Here is a 16,469-nt window from a genome sequence, read left to right as displayed (position 1 = left end):
GTATCAGACCGCCCTCATCAGCAGGGTCGCGGCGACGATGATCGCCGCACCGCCGAACATCGAGACCGCGTAACTGCGCGCATAGCCGTTCTGCAGCTTGCGCAGCCGCCCGGAGAGGCCGCCCACCGAGGCGGCCGTCCCGTTGACGACTCCGTCGACCAGGGTGTGGTCGACGTACACCAGGGAGCGGGTGAGGTGCTCACCGCCGCGCACCAGCACGACATGGTTGAAGTCGTCCTGGTACAGGTCGCGTCGGGCCGCCCGGGTGAGCAGGGAGCCGCGCGGGGCGACGACCGGGACGGAGCTGCGGCCGTACTGGAGGTAGGCGATGCCGACGCCGACGACCAGCAGCACCATGGTGGCCAGGGTGACCGTGAGGGCGCTCACGGGCGAGTTGCCCTCCGAGTACCCGGTGACCGGCTCCAGCCAGTGCAGGAAGTGGTCGCCGATGCTGAAGTAGCCACCCGCGAAGGCAGCACCGAAGGCCAACACGATCATCGGGATCGTCATGATCCTCGGCGACTCGTGCGGGTGCGGCTCATGCCCGTCCGCGTCGGGCTGCCAGCGCTTCTCCCCGAAGAAGGTCATGATCATCACGCGCGTCATGTAGTACGCCGTGATCGCCGCGCCCAGCAGGGCCACGCTGCCGAGGATCCAGCCCTCGGTGCCGCCCTTGGCGAAGGCCGCTTCGATGATCTTGTCCTTGGAGAAGAAGCCGGACAGGCCCGGGAAGCCGATGATCGCGAGATAGCCGAGGCCGAAGGTCACGAACGTGATCGGCATGTACTTCCTGAGGCCGCCGAACTTCCTCATGTCGACCTCGTCGTTCATGCCGTGCATGACCGAACCGGCGCCGAGGAAGAGCCCGGCCTTGAAGAAGCCGTGCGTCACCAGGTGCATGATCGCGAAGACGTAGCCGATGGGGCCGAGGCCCGCCGCCAGCACCATGTAGCCGATCTGCGACATGGTCGAGCCGGCGAGCGCCTTCTTGATGTCGTCCTTCGCACAACCGACGATCGCACCGAACAGGAGCGTGACCCCGCCCACGACGGTGACGACGAGCTGGGCGTCGGGCGCCGCGTTGAAGACGGCGGCCGAACGTACGATCAGGTAGACACCGGCGGTCACCATGGTGGCGGCGTGGATGAGGGCCGAGACCGGGGTCGGGCCCTCCATCGCGTCCCCGAGCCAGGACTGCAGCGGCACCTGCGCGGACTTGCCGCAGGCGGCGAGCAGCAGCATCAGCCCGACGGCGGTGAGCTTGCCCTCGGTGGCGCCCCCTACCAGCCCCGGGTGCGCTTCGGTGCCGAGCATCGGCCCGAAGGCGAAGGTCCCGAAGGTCGTGAACATCAGCATGATGGCGATGGACAGGCCCATGTCGCCGACGCGGTTGACCAGGAAGGCCTTCTTGGCGGCGGTGGCCGCGCTGGGCTTGTGCTGCCAGAAGCCGATCAGCAGGTACGAGGCGAGACCGACGCCTTCCCAGCCGACGTACAGCAGAAGGTAGTTGTCGGCGAGGACGAGCAGCAGCATCGCCGCCAGGAACAGGTTCAGATAGCCGAAGAAGCGGCGGCGGCGCTCGTCGTGCTCCATGTACCCGACCGAGTACAGGTGGATCAGCGAGCCGACGCCGGTGATCAGCAGGACGAACGTCATCGACAGCTGGTCGAGCTGGAAGCCGACGTCCGCCCGGAAGTTTCCGACGGCGATCCAGCTGTACAGATGCTGCGTGAAGGTCCGGTCCTCAGGACCCTTCCCCAGCATGTCGGCGAAGAGCACGGCGGCGATCACGAAGGAGGCGGCCGCGAGCGCGGTACCGATCCACTGGCCGACGGCGTCGAGCCGCCGCCCGCCGCACAGCAGGACGACCGCTCCGAGCAGAGGCGCCGCTACCAGCAGCGCAATCAGGTTCTCCACGATTCAGCGACCCCTTACAGCTTCATCAGGCTGGCGTCGTCGACCGAGGCCGAGTGGCGGGAACGGAACAGCGACACGATGATCGCGAGCCCGACCACGACCTCCGCGGCGGCGACGACCATCGTGAAGAAGGCGATGATCTGGCCGTCGAGATTGCCGTGCATCCGGGAGAAGACGACGAAGGTGAGGTTGCAGGCGTTGAGCATGAGCTCGATGCACATGAACACCACGATCGCGTTCCGCCTGATCAGCACACCGGTGGCGCCGATCGTGAACAACAGGGCGGCGAGATAGAGGTAGTTGACCGGATTCACTTGGACGCCTCCTCCGTCTTCGTGCGCTCCAGGCGCTCCTCGGCGCGCTGCTCCAGCGCCTTCAGATCGTTCAGCGCCTCGGCCGACACGTCGCGGATCTGCCCGCGGTCGCGCAGCGTCTTGCTGACGGTCAGTTCGGACGGAGTGCCGTCGGGGAGCAGGCCCGCGATGTCCACCGCGTTGTGCCGGGCGTAGACACCCGGTGCCGGCAGCGGCGGTACGTGCTTGCCCTCGCGCACACGCTGCTCGGACAGCTCGCGCTGGGTCTTGGGCCGCTCGGTGCGCTCGCGGTGCGTCAGCACCATGGCGCCGACGGCGGCCGTGATGAGCAGGGCGCCGGTGATCTCGAAGGCGAACACGTACTTCGTGAAGATGAGGGCGGCGAGGCCCTCCACGTTGCCGTTCGCGTTCGCCTTCGCCAGGCCGTCGAAGTCCTTGATGGACGCGTTGCCGATGCCGGCGAACATCAGGACACCGAAGCCGAGTCCGCAGACCAGGGCCAGCCAGCGCTGCCCCTTGATGGTCTCCTTCAGGGAGTCCGCCGCGGTGACACCGACGAGCATGACGACGAAGAGGAAGAGCATCATGATCGCGCCGGTGTAGACGACGATCTGGACGACGCCCAGGAAGTACGCGCCGTTGGCGAGGTAGAACACCGCCAGGATGATCATGGTTCCGGCGAGACACAGCGCGCTGTGAACGGCCTTCCTCATGAAGACGGTGCACAGGGCGCCGATCAGCGCGACGGCGCCGAGGACCCAGAACTGGAAGGCCTCTCCGGTGGAGGTGGAGTACGCGGCCAGCTCGGTCATGCCTCCGCCCCCTCTCCGGAAGCCGCGCCCGTCGGACTCGCCGTGGGGTGCAACTCGCCCTTGGAGACGGCCACCTGGCGCTCGGTGCCGGGCGCCGCCTCGGTCACCAGACCCCGGTAGTAGTCCTGCTCGTCCGTTCCGGGGAAGATCGAGTGCGGTGTTTCGACCATGCCTTCCTCGAGTCCGGCGAGCAGTTGCTCCTTGGTGTAGATGAGGTTGGCGCGGCTGCTGTCGGCGAGCTCGAACTCGTTCGTCATCGTCAGCGCGCGCGTGGGGCACGCCTCGATGCACAGGCCGCACAGGATGCAACGGGCGTAGTTGATCTGGTAGACGCGGCCGTAGCGCTCGCCCGGGGAGTAGCGCTCCTCCTCGGTGTTGTCCGCGCCCTCCACATAGATGGCGTCCGCGGGGCAGGCCCAGGCGCACAACTCGCAGCCGACGCACTTCTCCAGGCCGTCCGGATGACGGTTGAGCTGGTGCCGGCCGTGGAACCGCGGCGCGGTGGTCTTCTGCTGCTCCGGGTACTGCTCGGTCAGCCGCTTCTTGAACATGGCCTTGAAGGTCACGCCGAAACCGGCGACGGGGTTCTGGAAACCCGGTTTGGTCTCCTTCGGCTTCTCAGCCATCGGACCCCTCCTTTCCGTCACGAGATCCGGTAACCGATCCATCACTCGCAGTATCGGACCCGCCACTGACAATCAGCTCCCGCTCGCGGCGCGGACGGCGCCGCGGTACGGGCGGCAGCTCCTGGCCGGGCAGCGGGGGCACGGGGAATCCACCGGCCATCGGGTCGAAGGCGGCGGGCTCGGCGGGCGTCTCCTGAGCCCCCTGCTTGTCGCGGAAGATGTCCGCCACGAACGACAGCAGCAGGAGAACGAGGACGCCTCCGCCGACGTACAGGGCGATGTCCGCGAAGGCGACGTGCTCGTTGCGCAGCGTCCGTACCGTCGCGACGAGCATCAGCCAGACCACGGAGACCGGAATGAGGACCTTCCAGCCGAGCTTCATCAGCTGGTCGTAGCGGACGCGCGGCAGCGTGCCGCGCAGCCAGATGAAGAAGAACAGCAGAAGCTGCACCTTCACCACGAACCAGAGCATCGGCCACCAGCCGTGGTTGGCGCCCTCCCAGAAGCTGCTGATCGGCCACGGGGCCCGCCAGCCGCCCAGGAAGAGCGTCGTCGCCACGGCCGAGACCGTCACCATGTTCACGTACTCGGCGAGCATGAACAGCGCGAACTTGATCGACGAGTACTCGGTGTTGAAGCCGCCGACCAGGTCGCCCTCGGACTCCGGCATGTCGAACGGGGCCCGGTTGGTCTCCCCGATCATCGTCACGATGTAGATGAGGAACGAGACCGGCAGCAGGACGATGTACCAGCGGTCGTGCTGCTGCTCGACGATCGTCGAGGTCGACATCGACCCGGAGTAGAGGAACACCGAGGCGAACGCGGCACCCATGGCGATCTCGTACGAGATCATCTGCGCGCAGGACCGCAGACCGCCCAGCAGCGGATAGGTGGATCCGGAGCTCCAGCCGGCGAGCACGATCCCGTAGATGCCCACCGAGGCCACCGCGAGGATGTAGAGCATCGCGATCGGCAGGTCGGTGAGCTGCATCGAGGTGCGCTGGCCGAAGATCGAGATCTGGTCGTCCGCGGGCCCGAAGGGGATCACCGCGATCGCCATGAAGGCCGGGATGGCCGCGACGATCGGCGCGAGGACGTAGACCACCTTGTCCGCGCGCTTGACGATGAGGTCTTCCTTCAGCATCAGCTTCACGCCGTCGGCGAGCGACTGGAGCATCCCCCAGGGCCCGTGCCGGTTGGGGCCGATGCGCAGCTGCATCCAGGCGACGACCTTGCGCTCCCACACGATGGAGAAGAGCACGGTCACCATCAGGAAGGCGAAGCAGAACACCGCCTTGACGACGACCAGCCACCAGGGGTCGTGGCCGAACATCGAGAGGTCTTCAGCGGCGAGGTACGGCGTCATGCCTCCACCTCCTTGGGGGCCTCGGCGGCGATCGTCGCCGGGCCGATGTGGACGAGTGCGCCGGGCAGCGCGCCGGTGTCGGAGGCGACGCCCCCACCGGTCGAGTTCAGCGGGAGCCAGACCACCCGGTCGGGCATCTCGGTGATCTGCAGCGGGAGTTCGGTCACTCCGGCGGGACCTGTCACGGCGAGGACGTCGCCGTTCTTGACCCCGGCCTCGGCGGCCGTGGCGGCCGACACGCGCGCGTGTGCGGCGTGCCGGGTCCCGGCGAGCGCGTTGTCGCCCTCCTGGAGACGCCCCTGGTCGAGCAGCAGCCGGTGCCCGGCCAGTACGGCCTCGCCGGCTGCCGGACGGGGCAACTGCACCCCGGTCTCCAGGGGTTCGGTGGCATGCGGCCCGTCCCAGGCGCCGAGCCGGTCGAGTTCCCCGCGCGTGGTGCGCAGATCCGGCAGCCCCAGGTGTACGTCCATGGCGTCGGCCAGCATCTGCAGGACGCGCGCGTCGGTGGGCGCCAGGGGCCGGGTCATCTGGTCGGGCTTGAGAGCCGCCTCGAAGGAGCGGACCCTGCCTTCCCAGTTGAGGAAGCTTCCGGCCTTCTCGGCGACCGCGGCGACCGGCAGGACGACGTCCGCGTGCTCGGTGACTTCACTGGGCCGCAGTTCGAGCGACACCAGGAAGCCCACCTCGGACAGTGCCGTACGCGCGCGTGCCGGGTCGGGAAGATCGGCCACCTCGACGCCCGCGACCACCAGGGCCCGCAGTTCGCCGTCGGCGGCCGCCTCCACGATCTGGCCGGTGTCACGGCCGTGGCGGTGCGGGAGTTCGGAGACGCCCCAGGCGGCCGCGACCTCGTCCCGCGCGCGCGGGTCGGTGGCCGGGCGTCCGCCCGGCAGCAGTGTGGGAAGCGCGCCCGCCTCGATCGCGCCGCGCTCCCCGGCCCGGCGCGGGATCCACACCAGTCGGGCACCGGTGGCGGTCGCGGCCCGCACGGCGGCGGTCAGCCCGCCCGCCACGGCGGCCAGCCGCTCACCGACGGCGATCACCGCGCCCTCGGCGCGCAGCGCCTCGGACGCCTTGGCGCCGTCGCCCTCCAGGCCGACGCCGCTCGCGAGCGCGTCCAGCCACTCGGTCTCGGTGCCGGGCGCGGCCGGCAACAGCGTGCCGCCCGCCTTCTCCAGGCCGCGTGTGGCGTGCGTGGCCAGGGAGAAGGTCTTCTGCCCGTGCCCGCGCCATGCCTTGCGCAGCCGCAGGAAGACTCCGGGCGCTTCCTCCTCGGACTCGAAGCCCGCCAGCAGAACGGCGGGCGCCTTCTCCAGAGAGGTGTACGTGACGCCCGTACTGTCGAGGTCCCGGCCGCGTCCGGCGACCCGGGCGGCCAGGAAGTCGGCCTCCTCGGAGCTGTGCACGCGCGCGCGGAAGTCGATGTCGTTCGTGTCGAGGGCCACGCGCGCGAACTTGCTGTACGCGTAGGAGTCCTCGACGGTGAGCCTGCCGCCGGTGAGGACACCGGCCCGGCCGCGGGCCGCCGTCAGCCCCTGCGCCGCGGCCTCCAGGGCCTCCGGCCAGGACGCGGGCTCCAGGACGCCCTCGGCGTTGCGCACCAGGGGCGTGTCCAGGCGGTCGCGCTGCTGCGCGTACCGGAACCCGAACCGCCCCTTGTCGCAGAGCCACTCCTCGTTGACCTCGGGGTCCGGCGACGCGAGGCGTCGCATCACCTTGCCGCGCCGGTGGTCGGTGCGCGTGGCGCAGCCGCCGGAGCAGTGCTCGCACACGGAGTGCGAGGAGATGAGGTCGAAGGGGCGTGAGCGGAAGCGATACGCCGCCGACGTGAGCGCGCCCACCGGGCAGATCTGGATCGTGTTCCCGGAGAAGTACGACTCGAACGGGTCGCCGTCACCGGTGCCGACCTGCTGGAGCGCGCCCCGCTCGATCAGCTCGATCATGGGGTCGCCCGCGATCTGGTTGGAGAAGCGGGTGCAGCGGGCGCAGAGCACGCACCGCTCGCGGTCGAGCAGCACCTGTGTGGAGATCGGGACCGGCTTCTCGTACGTCCGCTTCTTGCCCTCGAACCGGGACTCGGCGTTGCCGTGCGACATCGCCTGGTTCTGCAGGGGGCACTCGCCGCCCTTGTCGCAGACCGGGCAGTCCAGCGGGTGGTTGATGAGCAGCAGCTCCATCACACCGTGCTGTGCCTTCTCGGCCACCGGCGAGGTGAGATGAGTCTTGACGACCATCCCGTCCGTACAGGTGATCGTGCAGGACGCCATGGGCTTGCGCTGGCCCTCGACCTCGACGATGCACTGGCGGCAGGCGCCGGCCGGGTCGAGGAGCGGGTGGTCGCAGAACCGGGGGATCTCGATGCCGAGTTGTTCGGCGGCCCGGATGACCAGGGTGCCCTTGGGCACGCTCATCTCTACGCCGTCGATCGTCAGCGAGACGAGATCCTCCGGCGGGACCGCCGCTTCCCCGCCTCCGGAGGGAGCGCTGGTGGTCACTGTCATGCGTTCACCTCCGTGTGCTTGTCCGCCCAGGCCGTGGACCTTGCCGGGTCGAAGGGGCAGCCGCGGCCCGTGATGTGCTGCTCGTACTCCTCGCGGAAGTACTTGAGCGAGGAGAAGATCGGCGAGGCGGCACCGTCGCCGAGGGCGCAGAAGGATTTGCCGTTGATGTTGTCGGCGATGTCGTTGAGTTTGTCGAGGTCGGACATGACGCCCTTGCCGGCCTCGATGTCGCGCAGCAACTGCACGAGCCAGTACGTCCCTTCACGGCAGGGCGTGCACTTGCCGCAGGACTCGTGGGCGTAGAACTCGGTCCAGCGGGTGACGGCGCGGACGACGCAGGTCGTATCGTCGAAGCACTGGAGTGCTTTCGTGCCGAGCATGGAACCCGCGGCGCCCACTCCTTCGTAATCAAGAGGGACGTCGAGATGCTCGTCGGTGAACATCGGGGTCGAGGAGCCGCCCGGCGTCCAGAACTTCAGCCGGTGACCGGGGCGCATCCCGCCGCTCATGTCGAGGAGTTGGCGCAGTGTGATGCCGAGCGGTGCCTCGTACTGGCCGGGACTGGCGACATGGCCGCTGAGCGAGTAAAGCGTGAAGCCCGGAGACTTCTCGCTGCCCATCGACCTGAACCATTCCTTGCCATTTTGGAGAATTGCGGGAACTGACGCGATCGACTCGACGTTATTTACAACAGTTGGACACGCATAGAGGCCCGCGACAGCAGGGAAAGGGGGACGGAGCCGCGGTTGACCACGGCGGCCTTCGAGCGAGTCGAGCAGCGCGGTCTCCTCACCGCAGATGTACGCGCCCGCGCCCGCGTGCACGGTGAGCTGGAGGTCGAGTCCGCTGCCCAGGATGTTCTCGCCGAGGTAACCCGCCGCATAGGCCTCACGTACGGCCTCGTGCAACCGCCGCAGTACGGGGACCACTTCACCGCGGAGATAGATGAAGGCATGCGAAGACCGGATGGCATAGCACGCGATCACAATGCCCTCGATGAGGCTGTGCGGGTTCGCGAAGAGGAGCGGGATGTCCTTGCAGGTTCCCGGCTCCGATTCGTCGGCGTTGACAACTAGATAGTGAGGTTTGCCATCTCCCTGGGGAATGAACTGCCATTTCATTCCGGTCGGGAAACCGGCGCCGCCGCGGCCCCGCAGTCCGGAGTCCTTGACGTACGCGATCAGGTCGTCCGGTGACATGGCGAGTGCCTTGCGCAGGCCCTCGTACCCCTCGTGCCTTCGGTAGACGTCCAGCGACCAGGACCTGTCCTCGTCCCAGAAGGCCGACAGCACGGGTGCGAGCAGCTTTTCGGGACTTGTTTCGTTGATCTCGGCTGCCAAGGTCATCACTCCCCCTCCTCTGCCACAGGACCCGCCGGGTGGGACGGGTCGGAGGCCGACGTGTCCTGCGGCGCGTCGTGCGAACTCGGGTGCTCGGCGGGCCGCTGGTTCTGAGGTGCCCCTCCGCCTCGCGGATGCACCACACGCGCGGAGGCGCTCTCCCCCTTGGCCAGGCGCAGCCCCACCAGTGACGCGTGACCCGCACTGCCGCCGGCCTCCACCGCCCCCTCGCGCTCGTCGGGGAAGCCCGCCAGGATCCGGGCGGTGTCCTTGAAGGTGCACAGCCGGGCGCCGCGGGTCGGGTCGACGTCCACTCCCGCGCGAAGGTCGTCGACGAGACGCTTGGCCGAGTCCACGGTCTGGTTGTCGAAGAACTCCCAGTTGACCATCACGACCGGCGCGAAGTCGCAGGCCGCGTTGCACTCGATGTGCTCCAGGGTGACCTTGCCGTCGCCGGTGGTCTCTCCGTTGCCGACGTCCAGGTGGTCCTGGAGGGCTTCGAAGATGGCGTCGCCGCCCATGACGGCACACAGGGTGTTGGTGCAGACACCCACCTGGTAGTCACCGCTCGGCTTGCGCCGGTACATCGAGTAGAAGGTCGCGACCGCGGTGACCTCGGCCGTCGTCAGACCCAGTACCTCCGCGCAGAACCGCTGTCCTGTTCGCGTGACATGGCCCTCCTGCGACTGCACGAGATGCAGCAACGGAAGGAGCGCCGAGCGGGAGTCGGGGTAGCGGGCGATGATCTCGCGCGCGTCCGCCTCCAGCCGGGCTCGTACATCGGCCGGGTAGTCGGGCGCGGGCAGTTGGGGCATGCCCAGGCTGACGCCCTCGGGGGTGGTGGTCACCGGTCGACGCCTCCCATCACGGGGTCGATGGACGCGACGGCGACGATGACGTCGGCGACCTGGCCGCCTTCGCACATCGCCGCCATGGCCTGCAGGTTGGTGAAGGACGGGTCGCGGAAGTGGACCCGGAAGGGGCGGGTGCCTCCGTCGGAGACGACGTGCACCCCGAGCTCGCCCTTGGGCGACTCGACCGCCGCGTACGCCTGTCCCGGCGGCACGCGGAAGCCCTCGGTCACCAGCTTGAAGTGGTGGATCAGGGCCTCCATGGAGGTGCCCATGATCTTCTTGATGTGGTCGAGCGAGTTACCGAGACCGTCGGGGCCGAGCGCGAGCTGGGCGGGCCAGGCGATCTTCTTGTCGGCGACCATGACCGGGCCGGGCTGCAGCCGGTCCAGGCACTGCTCGATGATCCGCAGCGACTGGCGCATCTCCTCCAGGCGGATCAGGAAGCGCCCGTAGGAGTCGCAGGTGTCGGCGGTCGGGACCTCGAAGTCATAGGTCTCGTAGCCGCAGTACGGCTGGGACTTGCGCAGGTCGTGCGGCAGACCCGCCGAGCGCAGGACCGGGCCGGTGGCACCGAGGGCCACGCAGCCGGCCAGGTCGAGGTAGCCGACGTCCTGCATACGGGCCTTGAAGATGGGGTTCCCGGTGGCGAGCTTGTCGTACTCGGGAAGGTTCTTCGTCATCTTCTTCACGAACTCGCGGATCTGGTCCACCGCGCCCGGGGGCAGGTCCTGGGCGAGTCCGCCAGGGCGGATGTACGCGTGGTTCATCCGCAGGCCGGTGATCAGCTCGTAGATGTCGAGAATCAGCTCACGGTCGCGGAAGCCGTAGATCATGATCGTGGTGGCGCCGAGCTCCATGCCTCCGGTGGCGATGCACACCAAATGGGAGGAGAGTCGGTTCAGCTCCATGAGGAGCACGCGGATGATCGTGGCGCGGTCCGTGATCTCGTCCGTGATGCCGAGGAGCTTCTCGACGGCGAGGCAGTACGCGGTCTCGTTGAAGAACGGCGTCAGGTAGTCCATGCGCGTCACGAACGTGGTGCCCTGGGTCCACGTACGGAATTCGAGGTTCTTCTCGATACCGGTGTGGAGGTAGCCGATGCCGCAGCGGGCCTCGGTGACCGTTTCGCCGTCGATCTCCAGGATGAGCCGGAGCACGCCGTGGGTGGACGGGTGCTGCGGGCCCATGTTGACGATGATGCGCTCGTCGTCGGACTTGGCCGCCGCCTGGGCGATCTCGTCCCAGTCGCCGCCGGTGACCGTATATACGGTGCCCTCGGTAGTCTCGCGGGCCGAAGCGGCTGATGCCCCGGAAGGGGTCTGCGTGCTCATGAGTACGACCTCCGCTGGTCCGGAGCCGGGATCTGGGCGCCCTTGTACTCGACGGGGATGCCGCCGAGGGGGTAGTCCTTGCGCTGCGGGTGGCCCTGCCAGTCGTCCGGCATCATGATCCGCGTCAGCGCAGGGTGGCCGTCGAAGATCAGCCCGAAGAAGTCGTACGTCTCGCGCTCGTGCCAGTCGTTCGTCGGATAGACGGAGACGAGCGAGGGGACGTGCGGGTCCGCGTCGGGGGCGCTGACCTCCAGGCGGATCAGCCGGTTGTGGGTGATCGAGCGCAGGTGGTAGACGGCGTGCAGCTCGCGGCCCTTGTCGTGCAGGTAGTGGACGCCGGAGACGCCGGTGCACAGTTCGAACCGGAGGGCCGGGTCGTCGCGCAAGGTCTGGGCGACGCGGAGCAGGTACTCGCGTTCGACGTGGAAGGTGATCTCGTCGCGGTCGACGATCGTCTTGTCGATGACGTTCTCCGGGACGAGTCCCTGTTCCTCCAGGGCGCCCTCCAGCTCGTCGGCCACCTCGTCGAACCAGCCGCCGTAGGGGCGGGCGGCCGCGCCGGGGAGCCGGATCGAGCGGACCAGGCCGCCGTAACCGGAGGTGTCGCCGCCGTTCTCGGCGCCGAACATGCCGCGCTGGACGCGGATCTCCTCGCCCTTGTCGCCTCGCTGGCCGGGAAGGTTGGAGGCGCCGAGGTCCTTCTCGGGGTTGACCCCGTTGCCGTTAGCGTCGCTCACCGCAGCAGGCCCTTCATCTCGATGATGGGAAGCGCCTTGAGCGCCGCTTCCTCCGCCTCGCGGGCCGCTTCCTCGGCGTTCACGCCGAGCTTGGAGGTCTGGATCTTCTGGTGGAGCTTGAGAATCGCGTCCATCAGCATCTCGGGCCGCGGCGGACATCCGGGCAAATAGATGTCGACCGGGACGATGTGGTCGACGCCCTGCACAATGGCGTAATTGTTGAACATTCCGCCTGATGACGCACAAACCCCCATGGAGATAACCCACTTGGGGTTGGGCATCTGGTCGTAGACCTGCCGCAGCACCGGCGCCATCTTCTGGCTCACCCGGCCGGCCACGATCATCAGGTCGGCCTGGCGGGGTGACCCGCGGAAGACCTCCATACCGAAGCGCGCCAGGTCGTAACGCCCGGCGCCGGTCGTCATCATCTCGATGGCGCAGCAGGCGAGTCCGAATGTCGCGGGGAAGACGGACGACTTGCGCACCCAGCCCGCGGCCTGCTCGACGGTGGTCAGCAGGAATCCGCTCGGCAGCTTTTCTTCGAGTCCCATGTCTTAAAGGCCCCTCAGTCCCATTCCAGGCCGCCGCGCCGCCATACGTACGCGTACGCCACGAAGACGGTGAGCACGAAGAGCAGCATCTCCACGAGCCCGAAAACACCCAGGGCGTCGAAGGTGACGGCCCAGGGGTAGAGGAAGACGATCTCGATGTCGAAGACGATGAAGAGCATCGCCGTCAGGTAGTACTTGATGGGAAAACGCCCACCGCCGACCGGCGTGGGGGTCGGCTCGATGCCGCACTCGTACGCGTCGAGCTTGGCGCGGTTGTACCGCTTCGGACCGATCAGCGTGGCCATGACCACGGAGAAGATCGCAAAGCCTGCCCCGAGGGCTCCCAGTACGAGGATCGGCGCATACGCGTTCACGCTCCTCGCTCCTCTCAGTCGGCACTGACTGGTGGCGGTTTTGGCGAGCCTGCACCCCTGCCTCGCCAGCACGCGAACCCCGCCCGTCCCGGCGAAGATCACGGACATGTGAAGCAGGTCACAAGCCCAACTGCCTCGCATCTTATGCCCGGCGGTCTGTGATCTGCGACACGGGGTATTGCACAAGCTTTGTGATCTCCACCACCTGACGAACGATCATGAAGTCGGATGAGCAGTAATCTTCACACGCGAAGCGTCAGGTCGGTCACCAGATGTGACATTTTCGCTCATCGTCGCAGGCCCAGGGTGGCGTCTCAATATCAAGAGACTTCCGCTGCATGCAAATTGGCGTTGGACACACCCCCTTGATAGAGGACCGCGTTCACACTTCAGGGGGATCCGTGGACGGATGTGGACACGTGCACGCGTTCACGAGCGGGGGTCGGCCGGGAGGCGGCCGGGGTCCATGCGCGGGACGCGACCGCCCGGGTGACCGTTCCGTGACCTGCGCCACATCTACCTATGGGTCAGATAAGCCGGGCTTGGCCATCGGCTTCAACCGGTGGTAGGCGGCGGGCAATTCGGACGTAATGCTGAAAGGCCATGATCACGGGCTTGGTGGACGGTGTCCGCAATGCCCGTTACGGCGTCAATAAAGAGTGACGCGCGACGAATTCGGCCGTCGATTGAACAACTGTGGCGCACCACACGTTTCTTGAAGGTATGAGGGAGCCCCTGGTACCGCTAGTACCCATGTCCCACACCGCACACATACGAAGCCACCGGAAGCCCCGCCGCAACGCCCCGTCGCTCGCGATGCGCGCCGGAGTTGCCGGTGGCGTCCTCAGCACCCTGGCAGTGGCCGGGGCAGCGGGTTCGGCGAACGCCGCCGAGCCCGTGACGCAGACGTTGGAACTGCCGACCCTGACGGCCGACCTGGCCACCCAGGTCGCGCAGTCCGCGGACGCCACGCAGCAGACCGCGGCCAACTACGAGCTGCAGGCGGAGCGCGACGCGGCCGCCGCCAAGGCCGCCAAGCAGGCCAAGGCCGACCTGGCCGACGCCAAGAAGAAGGCGGAGGCCAAGCAGAAGGCCGAGGCCGCGCGCAAGGCCGCGGCGGCCGACGCCGTCTCGCGTTCCTCGGCGCGGACCGTGCTGTCCGCCAGCGCCTCCACGTCCACGAACGTCGCGGCCCCGGCCAGCGGCAGTGTCGCGACCGTGATCGCGTTCCTCAAGGCGCAGGTCGGCGACGCGTACGTCATGGGCGGCACCGGACCCAACGCGTGGGACTGTTCCGGGCTGGTGCAGGCGGCGTTCAAGCAGGTCGGTGTCGACCTGCCGCGCGTCTCGCAGGACCAGTCGGTGTCCGGTACGCCGGTTTCGCTCTCCAATGTCCAGGTCGGCGACATTCTGTACTGGGGTTCGGCGGGCTCGGCGTACCACGTCGGTGTGTACATCGGTAACGGGCAGTACCTGGACGCGGCCAACCCCGGCAAGGGCGTCGTGATTCAGGACCTTTCGGGCTACCCGGCGACGGGCGCGGTGCGCGTGCTCTGACCCGCGGGTGTCTTCCGCAGGGCCGCTTCCTGTGCGGGGAGCGGTCCTTCGGGCTGTCCTGGAGCTGCTATCCGACGGCCTGCTTGCCGGCGGCCTGTTCTTCGGTGGCCTGCTCGGGAGGCGGTTCTCCGGGCTGTTCCGGGCACGCCGCGCGACGGCATGCGCGAGGGTGGGAACCGGCGCCGGAGGGCGGCGGACCGCCGTCGGCCGCGGTGCCCGCGCACCCGAAGGAGACAGCGATGCCCCGTGTGTTCGTCCAGGGAAACCCGGTCGGTTCGTACCCGCCGCTCACGCCGGACGCCCGACGCGGGACCGTCCGGCGGATCACCGAGGTCGGGGAAGAGGTCCTGCACCGCCCCTGCCGGGATGTCACCGAGTTCGGTCCCGATCTCGCCGCGCTCATCGACGACATGTTCCTGACCATGTACGTCGCCGACGGCGCCGGCCTCGCCGCGAACCAGGTCGGGGTGGATCTGCGGCTCTTCGTCTACGACTGCCCGGACGACGACGGGGTCCGGCACGTCGGCCACATCGCCAATCCGGTCCTGGAGCGGCTCGCGCCCTCCGGCCGCCGGCTCCTGGACGAGGGCGAGGGGTGTCTGTCCGTCCCGGGTGCCGTCGTGGACGTACCCCGCCCCGACCGGGCCGTCGTGCGGGGCGTGGACAAGGACGGGATGCCGCTCGTCATCGAGGGGACGGGATACTTCGCGCGCTGTCTGGAGCACGAGAGCGACCATCTCGACGGACACGTCTACCTGGACCGGCTCTCCCGGCGGGATCGGAAGGACGCCCTGCGACAGGTGGCCGAGCGGCGCGAGCAGGTGGTGGCCCGTCGCGCCGCCAAGGAGTCGGAGCTGTCCCGGTGACCGCTCGGGCGGCCCGTCCGGTCAGGCCTTCGGGGCCACCTTCGAGAGGCCGTTGATGATGCGGTCCATCGCGTCGCCGCCCGTCGGGTCGGTGAGGTTCGCGAGCATCTTCAGCGTGAACTTCATCAGCATCGGGTGGCTCAGGCCGCGCTGGGTGGCGATCTTCATGACCTTCGGGTTGCCGATGAGCTTCACGAAGGCGCGGCCGAGGGTGTAGTAGCCGCCGTAGGTGTCCTTGAGGACGCGCGGGTAGCGCTGGAGGGCCAGTTCCCGCTGGCCCGGGGTGGCGCGCGCGTGGGCCTGGACGATGACGTCGGCGGCGATCTGGCCGGACTCCATGGCGTAGGCGATTCCCTCGCCGTTGAAGGGGTTCACCAGGCCGCCGGCGTCACCCACGAGCAGCAGGCCCTTGGTGTAGTGCGGTTGACGGTTGAAGGCCATCGGCAGGGCCGCACCGCGGATCGGGCCGGTCATGTTCTCGGGGGTGTAGCCCCAGTCCTCCGGCATCGAGGCGCACCAGGCCTTCAGGACCTCGCGCCAGTCCAGCTCCTTGAAGGAGTTGGAGGTGTTGAGGACACCGAGGCCGACGTTCGAGGTGCCGTCGCCCATGCCGAAGATCCATCCGTAGCCGGGCAGCAGACGGTCCTCGGCGCCCCGGCGGTCCCACAGCTCCAGCCACGACTCCAGGTAGTCGTCCTCGTGACGCGGTGAGGTGAAGTACGTACGGACGGCGACGCCCATCGGGCGGTCCTCGCGGCGGTGCAGGCCCATCGCGAGGGAGAGGCGGGTGGAGTTGCCGTCGGCCGCCACCACCAGCGGGGCGTGGAAGGTCACCTCCCGCTTCTCCTTGGAGTCGGCGTCGCCCAGCTTCGCGTGCACGCCGGTGATGCGGCCGGTGCGGTCGTCGATGATCGGCGCGCCGACGTTGCAGCGCTCGTACAGCCGCGCGCCCGCCTTCTGCGCCTGCCGCGCCAGCTGCTCGTCGAAGTCGTCCCGCTTCCGTACGAGTCCGTAGTCGGGGTAGGAGGCGAGATCCGGCCAGTCGAGCTGGAGGCGTACGCCGCCGCCGATGATGCGCAGGCCCTTGTTCCGGAGCCAGCCGGCTTCCTCGGAGATGTCGATGCCCATCGACACCAACTGCTTGGTGGCGCGCGGGGTCAGCCCGTCACCGCAGACCTTCTCGCGCGGGAAGGCGGTCTTCTCCAGAAGCAGGACGTCGAGCCCCGCCTTCGCCAGGTAGTACGCGGTGGTGGAACCGGCTGGCCCGGCCCCGACGACGATGACGTCGGCGGTGTTTTCGGAGAGGGGTTGGGGCTCGGTCAC

At 68.3% G+C, this 16,469-nt stretch carries 15 protein-coding genes; 2 read left to right on the top strand and 13 right to left on the bottom strand.

The features are described 5' to 3' along the window. Window positions 1-3 precede the first annotated feature (3 nt). The 12 genes from nuoL to ACFYR3_RS20060 are packed head-to-tail and all read right to left on the bottom strand — an operon-like array spanning window position 4 to window position 12,723. On the bottom strand, window positions 4-1,917 hold the full coding sequence (gene nuoL, locus ACFYR3_RS20115) for an NADH-quinone oxidoreductase subunit L (protein ID WP_389284098.1): 1,914 nt from the start codon (window positions 1,915-1,917) through the stop codon (window positions 4-6). 14 nt (window positions 1,918-1,931) lie between these two features. Then, on the bottom strand, window positions 1,932-2,231 hold the full coding sequence (gene nuoK / locus ACFYR3_RS20110; RefSeq protein WP_355840740.1) for an NADH-quinone oxidoreductase subunit NuoK: 300 nt from the start codon (window positions 2,229-2,231) through the stop codon (window positions 1,932-1,934). Further along, window positions 2,228-3,043 (bottom strand): NADH-quinone oxidoreductase subunit J, encoded by an 816-nt coding sequence (locus tag ACFYR3_RS20105; protein ID WP_355840741.1) that lies wholly within the window; start codon window positions 3,041-3,043, stop codon window positions 2,228-2,230. The genes nuoK and ACFYR3_RS20105 overlap by 4 nt, the downstream gene beginning before the upstream one ends. Further along, on the bottom strand, window positions 3,040-3,669 hold the full coding sequence (gene nuoI / locus ACFYR3_RS20100; protein WP_355840742.1) for an NADH-quinone oxidoreductase subunit NuoI: 630 nt from the start codon (window positions 3,667-3,669) through the stop codon (window positions 3,040-3,042). The genes ACFYR3_RS20105 and nuoI overlap by 4 nt, the downstream gene beginning before the upstream one ends. Continuing rightward, window positions 3,662-5,035: an NADH-quinone oxidoreductase subunit NuoH gene (gene nuoH / locus ACFYR3_RS20095; protein WP_355840743.1), complete on the bottom strand. Its 1,374-nt coding sequence runs from the start codon at window positions 5,033-5,035 to the stop codon at window positions 3,662-3,664. The genes nuoI and nuoH overlap by 8 nt, the downstream gene beginning before the upstream one ends. Continuing rightward, window positions 5,032-7,536, bottom strand: coding sequence for an NADH-quinone oxidoreductase subunit G (locus ACFYR3_RS20090; RefSeq protein ID WP_389284095.1), 2,505 nt, complete (start codon window positions 7,534-7,536; stop codon window positions 5,032-5,034). The genes nuoH and ACFYR3_RS20090 overlap by 4 nt, the downstream gene beginning before the upstream one ends. Continuing rightward, the gene (gene nuoF, locus ACFYR3_RS20085) at window positions 7,533-8,885 is read right to left on the bottom strand and encodes an NADH-quinone oxidoreductase subunit NuoF (protein ID WP_355840745.1); all 1,353 of its coding nucleotides are present in this window, start codon (window positions 8,883-8,885) and stop codon (window positions 7,533-7,535) included. Before nuoF ends, ACFYR3_RS20090 begins: the two co-directional genes overlap by 4 nt. Then, the gene (nuoE, locus tag ACFYR3_RS20080) at window positions 8,882-9,724 is read right to left on the bottom strand and encodes an NADH-quinone oxidoreductase subunit NuoE (protein WP_355840746.1); all 843 of its coding nucleotides are present in this window, start codon (window positions 9,722-9,724) and stop codon (window positions 8,882-8,884) included. The genes nuoF and nuoE overlap by 4 nt, the downstream gene beginning before the upstream one ends. Then, window positions 9,721-11,061 carry an NADH-quinone oxidoreductase subunit D gene (locus ACFYR3_RS20075; protein WP_389284093.1) on the bottom strand — a complete coding sequence of 447 codons (1,341 nt, stop codon included), beginning with the start codon at window positions 11,059-11,061 and terminating at the stop codon, window positions 9,721-9,723. The genes nuoE and ACFYR3_RS20075 overlap by 4 nt, the downstream gene beginning before the upstream one ends. Further along, window positions 11,058-11,798 carry an NADH-quinone oxidoreductase subunit C gene (locus ACFYR3_RS20070; RefSeq protein WP_355840748.1) on the bottom strand — a complete coding sequence of 247 codons (741 nt, stop codon included), beginning with the start codon at window positions 11,796-11,798 and terminating at the stop codon, window positions 11,058-11,060. The genes ACFYR3_RS20075 and ACFYR3_RS20070 overlap by 4 nt, the downstream gene beginning before the upstream one ends. After that, on the bottom strand, window positions 11,795-12,349 hold the full coding sequence (locus tag ACFYR3_RS20065; RefSeq protein ID WP_355840749.1) for an NADH-quinone oxidoreductase subunit B family protein: 555 nt from the start codon (window positions 12,347-12,349) through the stop codon (window positions 11,795-11,797). The genes ACFYR3_RS20070 and ACFYR3_RS20065 overlap by 4 nt, the downstream gene beginning before the upstream one ends. Before the next feature lie 14 nt (window positions 12,350-12,363). Continuing rightward, entirely contained in the window at window positions 12,364-12,723 is a 360-nt protein-coding gene (locus ACFYR3_RS20060) for an NADH-quinone oxidoreductase subunit A (RefSeq protein ID WP_037627175.1), read from the bottom strand. A gap of 723 nt (window positions 12,724-13,446) precedes the next feature. On the opposite strand from ACFYR3_RS20060, the gene ACFYR3_RS20055 reads away from it, so the two are divergent. After that, the gene (locus tag ACFYR3_RS20055; protein ID WP_389284090.1) at window positions 13,447-14,280 is read left to right on the top strand and encodes a C40 family peptidase; all 834 of its coding nucleotides are present in this window, start codon (window positions 13,447-13,449) and stop codon (window positions 14,278-14,280) included. A gap of 239 nt (window positions 14,281-14,519) precedes the next feature. Continuing rightward, a complete protein-coding gene (gene def, locus ACFYR3_RS20050) occupies window positions 14,520-15,146 on the top strand; it encodes a peptide deformylase (protein ID WP_355840751.1) in 627 nt (208 codons plus the stop codon). Between the two features lie 21 nt (window positions 15,147-15,167). On the opposite strand, the gene ACFYR3_RS20045 is transcribed toward def, so the two are convergent. Then, on the bottom strand, window positions 15,168-16,469 hold the full coding sequence (locus ACFYR3_RS20045; protein ID WP_355840752.1) for a geranylgeranyl reductase family protein: 1,302 nt from the start codon (window positions 16,467-16,469) through the stop codon (window positions 15,168-15,170).

This window comes from Streptomyces sp. NPDC005784, from assembly GCF_042871525.1.
GTDB lineage: Bacteria > Actinomycetota > Actinomycetes > Streptomycetales > Streptomycetaceae > Streptomyces.
This window is presented reverse-complemented; position numbering and strand designations above follow the sequence as displayed.

What these genes read in the sequence shown, in the direction of transcription:
- ACFYR3_RS20075 (WP_389284093.1), bottom strand. Translation starts at nt 11,061, where the DNA reads ATGAGCACGCAGACCCCTTCCGGGGCATCAGCCGCTTCGGCCCGCGAG.
- ACFYR3_RS20055 (WP_389284090.1), top strand. Translation starts at nt 13,447, where the DNA reads ATGAGGGAGCCCCTGGTACCGCTAGTACCCATGTCCCACACCGCACAC.
- nuoH (WP_355840743.1), bottom strand. Translation starts at nt 5,035, where the DNA reads ATGACGCCGTACCTCGCCGCTGAAGACCTCTCGATGTTCGGCCACGAC.
- ACFYR3_RS20105 (WP_355840741.1), bottom strand. Translation starts at nt 3,043, where the DNA reads ATGACCGAGCTGGCCGCGTACTCCACCTCCACCGGAGAGGCCTTCCAG.
- def (WP_355840751.1), top strand. Translation starts at nt 14,520, where the DNA reads ATGCCCCGTGTGTTCGTCCAGGGAAACCCGGTCGGTTCGTACCCGCCG.
- ACFYR3_RS20090 (WP_389284095.1), bottom strand. Translation starts at nt 7,536, where the DNA reads ATGACAGTGACCACCAGCGCTCCCTCCGGAGGCGGGGAAGCGGCGGTC.
- ACFYR3_RS20065 (WP_355840749.1), bottom strand. Translation starts at nt 12,349, where the DNA reads ATGGGACTCGAAGAAAAGCTGCCGAGCGGATTCCTGCTGACCACCGTC.
- nuoI (WP_355840742.1), bottom strand. Translation starts at nt 3,669, where the DNA reads ATGGCTGAGAAGCCGAAGGAGACCAAACCGGGTTTCCAGAACCCCGTC.